The 9,440-nt window shown below is 55.0% G+C and carries 8 protein-coding genes and 1 pseudogene; 6 read left to right on the top strand and 3 right to left on the bottom strand.

The window, feature by feature from the left end:
- Window positions 1-361: 361 nt before the first annotated feature.
- Together HGO37_RS18540 and HGO37_RS18535 are read left to right on the top strand one after the other, a co-directional pair.
- Entirely contained in the window at window positions 362-619 is a 258-nt protein-coding gene (locus HGO37_RS18540) for a type II toxin-antitoxin system VapB family antitoxin (RefSeq protein WP_250984603.1), read from the top strand.
- A gap of 594 nt (window positions 620-1,213) precedes the next feature.
- Window positions 1,214-1,646: pseudogene (locus tag HGO37_RS18535) on the top strand (transposase); the annotation flags it as partial.
- A 460-nt stretch (window positions 1,647-2,106) separates the two neighbouring features.
- On the opposite strand, the gene scpB reads toward HGO37_RS18535, so the two are convergent.
- The 3 genes from scpB to HGO37_RS18520 all read right to left on the bottom strand — a co-directional run bounded on the left by scpB (window position 2,107) and on the right by HGO37_RS18520 (window position 4,772).
- Window positions 2,107-2,802 carry an SMC-Scp complex subunit ScpB gene (gene scpB, locus HGO37_RS18530; RefSeq protein WP_250984602.1) on the bottom strand — a complete coding sequence of 232 codons (696 nt, stop codon included), beginning with the start codon at window positions 2,800-2,802 and terminating at the stop codon, window positions 2,107-2,109.
- 2 nt (window positions 2,803-2,804) lie between these two features.
- Entirely contained in the window at window positions 2,805-3,740 is a 936-nt protein-coding gene (locus tag HGO37_RS18525; protein ID WP_246787984.1) for a DUF1403 family protein, read from the bottom strand.
- Window positions 3,741-3,878: 138 nt separating this feature from the next.
- The gene (locus HGO37_RS18520; protein WP_250984601.1) at window positions 3,879-4,772 is read right to left on the bottom strand and encodes a helix-turn-helix domain-containing protein; all 894 of its coding nucleotides are present in this window, start codon (window positions 4,770-4,772) and stop codon (window positions 3,879-3,881) included.
- Between the two features lie 357 nt (window positions 4,773-5,129).
- Between HGO37_RS18520 and HGO37_RS18515 the strand changes: the two genes are divergently transcribed.
- The 4 genes from HGO37_RS18515 (at window position 5,130) to HGO37_RS18500 (ending at window position 9,436) form a co-directional block, all read left to right on the top strand.
- A complete protein-coding gene (locus tag HGO37_RS18515; RefSeq protein ID WP_250984600.1) occupies window positions 5,130-5,939 on the top strand; it encodes a transketolase in 810 nt (269 codons plus the stop codon).
- Window positions 5,939-6,907: a transketolase family protein gene (locus HGO37_RS18510; RefSeq protein ID WP_250984599.1), complete on the top strand. Its 969-nt coding sequence runs from the start codon at window positions 5,939-5,941 to the stop codon at window positions 6,905-6,907. The genes HGO37_RS18515 and HGO37_RS18510 overlap by 1 nt, the downstream gene beginning before the upstream one ends.
- Window positions 6,908-6,990: 83 nt before the next feature.
- Complete coding sequence (locus HGO37_RS18505) at window positions 6,991-8,463, top strand: FGGY family carbohydrate kinase (RefSeq protein ID WP_250984598.1); 1,473 nt, start codon at window positions 6,991-6,993, stop codon at window positions 8,461-8,463.
- Between the two features lie 22 nt (window positions 8,464-8,485).
- Window positions 8,486-9,436: a sugar-binding transcriptional regulator gene (locus tag HGO37_RS18500; protein WP_250984597.1), complete on the top strand. Its 951-nt coding sequence runs from the start codon at window positions 8,486-8,488 to the stop codon at window positions 9,434-9,436.
- The last annotated feature ends 4 nt before the right edge of the window (window positions 9,437-9,440 follow it).

The following is a 9,440-nucleotide window of genomic DNA, read 5'->3' as shown; positions in this document are numbered from 1 at the left end:
CGCTCGCCTCCCTGGTTGCGGCGCGTCTCTGACGACCACCTTGCCCTCTCAGCAGCCGATCCTGCCAGCGCGCGCGCCCCGAAACTGCAGATTTTCTCGCCATTGCCACCGGATTAGCCCCGCTTACCCCCGCTTACGTGTGGATGGGCAATTTGGCGAGATAGTAAACCATTGAAATCATGGTAAATGATTTGTGAAACCAACTCTATAGCTATTTTAATATTCGTCAGTGGGTATGGTTAACAGTTGGTGTATATACTACTGATTAGTAATGCTTATCAGTGTTTAGCCATCTCCCGCGATCTTATTGCCACCTTTGTATGTGAAGCCTATGTTTCGCGCACGAATTAAGAGGAACGCGATGTCCGAACCACAGCTTTCCATCCGCAGCGGCAAAGCGAAAGATCTTGCCCATGCGCTGGCGCGCCGCACCGGACAGCCAATAAACCGTCTGGTCGAACTTGCGCTTGAACGCTACGATCAGGAACTTCGGGGGAAATCGGCGCTGACGCCGACGGATGCCTTATGGGAGCTGATGGCTGAAGGTCGGCGCTCGGTTCCCGCCGGTACCAGCTCCGGTCATGATGACCTCTATGACGAAAACGGCTTACCAATATGATTGCCATTCATACGTCGGTGAAATTGGAAACGGCGCTGAACGAGCCTGAGGCGGAACTGTTTCAGACTCTCATAAGCCAAGAAGAAATTCTTATTGTTTGGCCGACCCTTCTGGAGACGCGCATGGTGCTTCGGGCAAGAAGTTTTCGAATGCGGGAGCGATTTCCAAGCTGTTCGTTGATCTTCCGAACGTGACTGCGGTCGACTTTGGTGAACGGCATTATAAAGCGGCCGAGAAGGCTTTCTCGAAGCTTCGCGCTTTGATGACAAAGCCACGGTCTGCTCGTCCGATTATTGCGTGTGATGATCCAGTTGAAGCCTACGTTCAGGCGTGCATCGCATCTCCATTTTTCAGCTATGTTTCTCCGGAAATTTATAGTCTGTGCGACACTAGGAAAACCGCGACAGACGATTAGACCTCTCATTCGGTTGATGAGACATCAGCACTCGGCCTGTGCTTACCACTGGCATGGTCATCTTTTCACTAAAGACGTTCTTGCAGCGATGCTTGCCTAGCTCGTGGCAATCAACTTCGATCTTACCCGCCCCTTCTGGGCGGTTGCCACTATCTACGTCGTGGCCAACCCTCTTTCCGGTACTCGCAGCTTCAAGCCAGAGCCAGGCTACGAAGCTTCGGATGACAATTCCAGGCGTTGGTGCCATCACTGCCGTCTCGTACATTGCAGCGATCAAATATCCTGATGACGTCGCCACCTCGCACCCAGTGGGTGCCTGCCTCGGGCTTACGACGCGGCCCTAACAGTCCGGCAAAATCGATTACGATGGCCATATTTCGCGACGCGGTGACGGTCGGCTGCGGGGATTACTCTATGAGGTGGCAACCGTCCACTTAACAAGAACCACTGTAAGGACCGAATGCAGTCTTAAGATCTGGGGGCTGAAGCTGCGTGAGCGGCGGGGCTTCAAAACGTACCGCGGTTGCTGTTGCGCGAAAACTTGCGGTCATTATGCATAGCATGCTCAATCCCAGGCAAGCGATCAATCCATTGGCTGGCGCTGCTGCATAGGCAAATTGCCGGGTTACCTGCATCAGCGTCTCAATCTGACTGAGATGTTGACCGTCCCCGCTGTGGACGTGGGTCATTCCGTCGGTTCGGTCGCAGTTCCTTGAGACTGCGTCTTGAAGATAGGTAGACCCGCCCTGTGAAAACCCAAGATGCGGCGATTGCTTGTCGACCGCGGAGACAACCGTGCTCCCAGCAACGGACGAGTTTGCAGGAATAGTGAGATGTACAACGAAGAAGTGAAAAAGATGTCGCCCTCCCGACACGGCAACGAAGTACGTCTAATCCACTTGAGGCGACGCAGGCGATTAGCCGACGGAATGAAACTGCTATGCTTGGGTTCGCGTGAGGCTTCCCTTAACCAATCAATTGCAGCAGCATTGCTTTTTGGCTGCCCACTAAACATCGGCTAAGACCCCTGGCGTTTCGGACATCCTTGGAAGCAGAAACTGAGCGGACACACCTACTTTTCGTCTGCTTGCTGCATATTCTCGATCGCGGAGTCAGTCACCACAACAGCTGTCCTATTCAACAGGCCCGCGTCCTCAAGGGCTTCGATATCCGGTAAATCACGCAGTGTCTCAAACCCGAAAGCCGACAGAAAATATTTCGTCGTCACATACGTATATGGAGCGCCGGGCATGGGACTGCGCGGCCCGGTATCGAGTAAGCCGGCTCCTCGAATACTGGCAATCGTATCGCGCGAAATTTCCTTGCCGAAAATTTTGGAAAGCTCTCCACGCGTGATTGGCTGGAAATACCCAATTGCAATCAGCACCATGGCCTCATGATGGGAGATAGCGGGTGCCAGCGCACGTGTCGGTGTTTTCGATGCCTTGATTGCATGCGCATAGGCCGGTTTGGTGCGGTACTGCCAGCCTCCAGCCACGGAAACGATGTCATAGGGCCTCGGTTTCATTTCTGCACGCAGATCAGCAATCAGTTTATCAATGTCGCAGCCATTCCCCACAACGCGAGCCAGCGTTTCACGGCGAACCGGTTCTGATGCGGCAAAAATGATTGCCTCGACGCGCATCATCCACTCTCGCCACCGGAACTCGACCGGCAAATGTTCCAGTTCGGTATCCAGCGGGATTTCAATCTTGCTGCTTGACCGCCTGTCGCGACGTTCTTTTTGGGCGGAGCCGTCAATCTCCATCGTCAAATCCCGTAAACCCGGAAGGTAGAGCGGCCAGAAAGCTCTCTCACGCCGCCCATGCTCTCCAACCGTTCGAAAAATCTGCTGCTTGCCCAGCGGGACAGGTCCGTGCCCGGCGCTGAGGCTGATAGGGCATCTTCGCTCAAAAGCTGTCTGATAATCCGCTCTCCGCCCTTTGTACGAATGGTGGCAGAACTGGCTATCGTTCGGTCTGCGCGGCGGCCAATCTCATTTGCCATCAGCAACACATCTTCCGTCCCGTGAACAAGCGCCATGGAGACCGCACGATTGAATCCCTGCTCTCCCGGGGCCAAACGTCCTTTGCCAGCGGAGGTCCGAAATGCACCGCTGTAGCGTTGGGCAAGAAGAAACGGAACTGGCAAATCCCAGCCAAGACGTTTCGCCAAAACCCAATCGCCCAGCCACCACGCTAAAACCTCGACATCGGGGCGAACGGCATGAATTCTTGTCACCAATTCCGCCACAGCTATCGGTGCGGCCTGCGGTTTTTGCATGATCTCGTCGATAAGGACAGGAAGGTCAGCAAGTGTGCTGTCCCAACGTAACGCAAAAAGATCCGTCAGGGATTGCAGGGTCTTGCTGCTGATAAAATCCACCCGCGTCTTCAGCATTCTGGTCGCCAGCAGGACGTTTCCGGCTGGCCCGGCATTGTCACCGGGTCGCACCATCAATACCGCGTCGCGCAAGGCGGCTTCTTCGGTCTCACGGCCTAACATCTGGTTGGCCGAAATGGCACAGCGCAATGCAAGGCGGCTTCGCCAGCACCCTGTCCACGGGTGATCTTTTTTGATAAACCCATCCAGCGAGTTCAAAGCCGAACCCGCAAGAAAGGCCGCATCCGCTTCCGTCACGGCATTTTTCTTGTCGGAAGCCCAGGCCGGAATGATTGTGGGTGAATAGGCTACAGTCACACCCATGCGTGATGCTCTTTTCATCCGCAAAGGCTAACAGACAAGTGCACTTATTGCCATATGCGCGATAGTTTACGCACAGCATGTCTCAGATGGCATTTTTACCATTTTTGCCGGCAACGGCAAATCCTGTCGGCTGAGATTTCAGCTGAGCTGTTGCATGCGCCGCCACGCGGCGGGCGTCTGACCAGAGACTTGCCGGAATGCTTTTGTCAGATGCGCCTGATCTGAAAAACCAAGCTGCGCTGCCACACCAGCCACGCTCAAGTCGCTCTCCAGCAGCATTTTTTGCGCAAGATCGATCCGTTTTCCAAGCTGCCATTGCAGCGGCGTCTTGCCCGTTGTCTGTTTGAAAACATTGGCAAACCAACTTTCCGAAAGCCCGACAATATTGGCCATCTCCGCCACTGTCAGTCGGCAGTCGTTGCGGGCGTTTACACCGTTGATCAGCTTGTTCATTTGCGCCTGTGTCAGCCGCCCGTTGGACGGTTCACTGACATCGTCTGGAATATTGAGAAGGCCGGCAACAATGCTGCCAACAAGGCTTTCAGCATAGATCGCATGACGTGAAGGCGACGAGAGTTCATCAATCACCAGACCGGCCAACAGCTCAATCGAGCGAATGTCCTGAATCTCGACCGGGCTGCGCAGAGCTGTAAGTGCCGCTGATGTGCCGATTGATGGCGACAGAAACCGCAGCAGCCGATCCTTGTGCAAGTGCAGATCAAGATGAGAAAACCGGTGCGTGCCGGTGAAGTTCGTCCACAATGGTACGCCGGCCGGCACGTAAATGGCCCGCATCATCGGGCGATATTGCTGTACGTCGGAACGGTCGCGGTTGGACATGTGAATATGCGACGAAACGTCATTCAGAAAAATGACGATACGTGGATCTGGAGACAGGTAATAGGCACTGGCGCCATTTTGCCCTTCAGCATCCCAAAACACACTCATGATACCATCGAGGCCACGCCATTTGACCGGCGCCGTAACCTTGATGCCGTCTGTATGGCAAATCATCGAGTGCATGTATGTCATATCAATTACATTCAACGTTTTTCATAAAAACCGGCACAGACGTTAAATTCGACCTCCAGGGCGTTTTCCAATCTGGAGAACCGCCTCTCTAAGCTGCCATGCCATCACGGATTTTCATGATGAAAATATTCATGTTTTACTGCAATGGCAACTGTTTTGTCATTCAGCTGCGGACGGGGCCGCACGCATTGTCACTCAGCCCACCCAATGCAGAATATTTATTCACAAAAGCTTTTTAATTCTCGAAGCAAACTAATGCGCGATTCAGAGACGCGCTTATTCGCGGTTAATGCTTGACTTATTGCCTGAATGTGAAAATATATTGATAAGTGAATATATATTCAATATGAGGATTTCATGCAGCCGAATGATCTCGAACATATCGCCCGACAAATTCGTCTTCGCGATCTTCAAGCCGTCGTCGAAGCCGGAGCTGGCCATATTGGCGGGGAAATGTCGGCCATCGACGTTTTGACGGCCCTCTATTTCCGGGTTCTGCGTATCTGGCCGGATCAGCCCAAACACCCTGAGCGCGACCGTTTTGTACTTTCCAAGGGCCATGTTGCCTTGGCGCTTTATGTCACGCTGGCCAAACGAGGTTTCATTCCGGAAGCGGAAATCAGCACATTTCTCAAGCCACATTCGCGCCTGAACGGTCACCCTAATTGCAACAAGGTTCCGGGCGTAGAAACCAACACGGGGCCATTGGGCCATGGCCTACCGGTCGCCGTCGGCATGGCCAAGGCAGCCAAGATAACAGGCGCGAAGTATCATACCTATGTCCTGACAGGTGATGGCGAGATGCAGGAAGGTTCAAACTGGGAAGCTATCGCTTCGGCAGCACAGTTCGGCCTCAATAACCTGACCCTGATCATCGATCATAACCGGTTCCAGCAGGGTGCCGCCCTTAAGGATACCAACAATCTCGCGCCCTTTGCCTCGAAACTCGAGGCTTTTGGCTGGACCGTTTCCGAAATCAACGGAAATGCCATGAACGAGATTGTGCCAGCACTGGAAACGCGCGGTAACCAACCGCATTGCATTGTCGCCCATACCAACAAGGGCCACGGCATTTCCTTCATGCAGGATACCGTCGACTGGCATCACAAGGTGCCAAATGCAGAACAGTATAAAATTGCCCTGGCTGAGCTTTCGGAGACGCTGTGATGAACGCTGTAACACCTTCTCCAAAACTGCATGATTGCCGCGACGCCTTTGTCGCAGTGCTCGAGCGCCTTGGCGCAGAAAACTCCAGGATCGTTGCCGTCTGTAACGACTCCGTCGGCTCCTCAAAACTTGGCGGTTTCAAAGCCAAATGGCCGGAACGCCTCGTCAACGTCGGCATCGCCGAACAGAACATGGTTGGCGTTGGTGCTGGCCTCGCCAATGGTGGCCTTTTGCCATTCGTTTGTGGCGCGGCCTGTTTCCTGACCGGCCGTTCGCTTGAACAGATCAAGGCTGATATTGCCTACTCCAATGCCAATGTGAAGTTGATCGGTATTTCCTCCGGCATGGCCTACGGCGAACTCGGCCCGACACATCATTCGATTGAAGATTTTGCCTGGACGCGCGTTCTTCCGAACCTTCCGGTCATCGCACCATGCGATTCCATCGAAACTGCAGCCGCGGTCGAATGGGCTGCCAATTTCGATGGTCCAGTTTTCCTGCGTCTGTCGCGTGTCGGCGTACCGGATTTGCTACCCGCCAATCACACATTCGAGCTGGGCAAGGCCAATCTGTTGCGGGATGGCGATGCAATCACTTTGATCGCCAACGGCACGCTGACCCACCGCATGGTGAAAGCCGCCGAGATTCTGGCCTCGAAGGGAATTGAAGCCCGGGTGTTGAACATGGCAACCGTTCGCCCCCTCGATGTCGATGCCATTGTTAAGGCGGCTCATGATACAGGTGCCATCCTGACGGCCGAAGAACATTCTGTGTATGGCGGTCTTGGCTCTGCCATTGCCGAATGCGTAGTGACTGAGGCACCTGTGCCTATGAAGATCCTTGGCGTTCCCGGTGTTTTTGCACCGACCGGCTCCGCAGAATTCCTGCTGGATGAATTCGGAATGTCACCCGCCGCCATCGCAGACGCAGCCGTTGCGCTGATTGCACGGAAGCCTTCACAGGCGTGAGTTGCCGTCCCTAAATTCAATGCCGGGCAGATCTTGGTCGAAGCCAACTGCCCGGTCCTTGATGCCCCTATACCGGAGCTGCCATGACGACGACTGCCATTCTCGCCATTGACCAGGGCACCACAAATTCGAAGGCCGTGCTTGTTTCCACGGCAGGCGAAATCCTGTCGCGTGGCTCATCACCTGTCGGCATCGAGCACCCCCAGCCCGGTTGGGTTGAGCAAAGTCCCGTCAGATTATGGGTATCCGTGCAGGAAGCAATTGCCCGCTGCATTCAGTCGATTCCCGATGTCGAGATCATTGGCATTGCAATTTCCAACCAGCGCGAATCCGTCACCATCTGGGATGCGCAAACAGGCGAACCTCTGGGACCGGTGGTCAGTTGGCAGTGCCGCCGCACCACTGCGACTTGCAGCGCGTTGATTGCCGCCGGACATGCGCCGCGCGTGCAGGCACTGACGGGCTTGCCGATTGACCCGATGTTCCCTGGCCCGAAAATGAAATGGCTTCTGGATCGGGCACCAGCAGGACATAACGTAAAACTGGGAACCATCGATGCCTGGCTGATCCATTGCTTTACCGGCGGCGCGGTCCACGCATGTGATGCAGCCAATGCCGCCCGCAGCCAGCTATATGATCTCAACGTCCAAGTCTGGAGCGACGAACTGTGCACCCTATTTGGTGTTCCCAAGTCCGCACTACCGGAAGTTCGCGATAGCGCCGCGCATTTTGGCGCCACCAGCAATGTGCCGGGTCTTAAGGACGGCATTCCGATTGCCTCCGCCATTGGCGACAGCCATGCCGCATTGTTCGGCCATGGCGCGTTTAATCCCGGCGATGGCAAGGCAACCTTCGGCACAGGGTCGTCAATCATGACCACCCTTCCCGGCTTCATTGCGCCTCAACAAGGTATCACCACGACCATTGCGTGGTCGATTGCTGGCAAACCGACCTATGCTTTTGAGGGCAATATTCTGGTTTCGGCCGCTTCTCTTCCATGGATGGTCGAGATGCTAGGCCTTCCCGATGTGCAGGCACTGACCGAACTTGCCGCGACGGCCGCCCCCGGCGGACCCGGTTTCGTTCCAGCCTTTGTCGGGCTTGGCGCGCCCTACTGGCATTCCGATGCACGCGCGTTGTTTTCTGGCATGACCTTCAACACGACGCGGGCGCAGATGGCGCGTTCAGTCACCGATTCCATCGCATTTCAGGTGCATGACGTATTCAAAGCGATGGCCTCGCAGTCGCAGACACCAATGGGTCGTCTTTACGTCGATGGCGGTCCAAGCCAGAACACTTTCCTCATGCAATGCGTGGCCGATGTTCTTGATCGGGCGATCATTCAATGTGATGCGCCGGAGGCGTCAGCATTGGGTGCTGCCTATCTTGCCGGCCTTTCACTGGGTGTGTGGTCGGATCTGACAGCCATCAGTGCGCTACCACGCAACAGCAATACAATCACCCCACGGAGCTCCGATGTTATGGATCGCCTGCATGTCTGGCAGGACGCAATCTATCGCTCGACCGTGTCCGTCCCTTCATCTATGAGTGAATAAAAATTCACTGCCGGAGGTTTGCATGGCACGGCTCAATGAGCTGCGACTGATCGCCCGAATTGCCCAGATGTACCATATCGAAGGCAAAAGGCAGTCCGAAATTGCTGAAATCATGCATATGTCTCAGGCAACCGTGTCGCGCATGCTGAAGCGCGCCGAGCAGGAAGATATCGTTCGCACGACGGTAATTCCACCAGCTGGCACCTTCGCAGAGCTCGAAGACGCCCTTCGTGATCGCTACGGCCTGACCGAAGCCATTGTTATCGACTGTTCGGAAGATCGTGACAGCGCCATTACCGCGCGCATTGGCGAAGCAGCCGCACATTTTCTGGAGGTCACCCTTCAGCCGGATGAAATCATCGGTGTCTCAAGCTGGAGCCAGACCATTCTGCGTATGGTGGACAACATTCATCCGCTAAAAAACGCAAAGGCCAAATACATTGTGCAGGTGCTTGGTGGCATGGGCGATGCGTCAGTGCAAACCCATGCGACACAGTTGACCGCGCGTCTTGCCCGGCTGACCGGTGGCGAACCGCGCCTTCTCCTCGTACAAGGCATCACCTCATCGCGAGAAGCAAAGCTCGTCATGCTGGCCGACCCGGTTGTGCGTGAAACCATGGACCTTTTCAGCCGCCTTAGCCTCGCCATTGTCGGCATTGGCGCCGTCGAACCGTCAGAGCTTCTGGCCCGGTCCGGCAACACTTTCTCTCCGCAGGAGATGGCCATGCTGCACGATGCTGGCGCAGTTGGTGAGATTTCCTACCGCTTCTACGACAAGGACGGTAAACCGGTGGAAACACCACTCAATGATCGGGTTATCGGCCTTTCACTCGAAGAGCTGCGTAAGACCAATCGCGTCATGGCACTGGCCGGTGGAGAGTCCAAGACCGAAGCCATTGCCGGCGCGTTGAAACTTGGCGTCATAGACGTGCTGGTCACCGACAAGTTTACCGCCGCTCGTCTGACAAATTGAGATT

The sequence above is a fragment of the Rhizobium sp. CG4 genome, assembly GCF_023701965.1.
GTDB lineage: Bacteria > Pseudomonadota > Alphaproteobacteria > Rhizobiales > Rhizobiaceae > Agrobacterium.
This window is presented reverse-complemented; position numbering and strand designations above follow the sequence as displayed.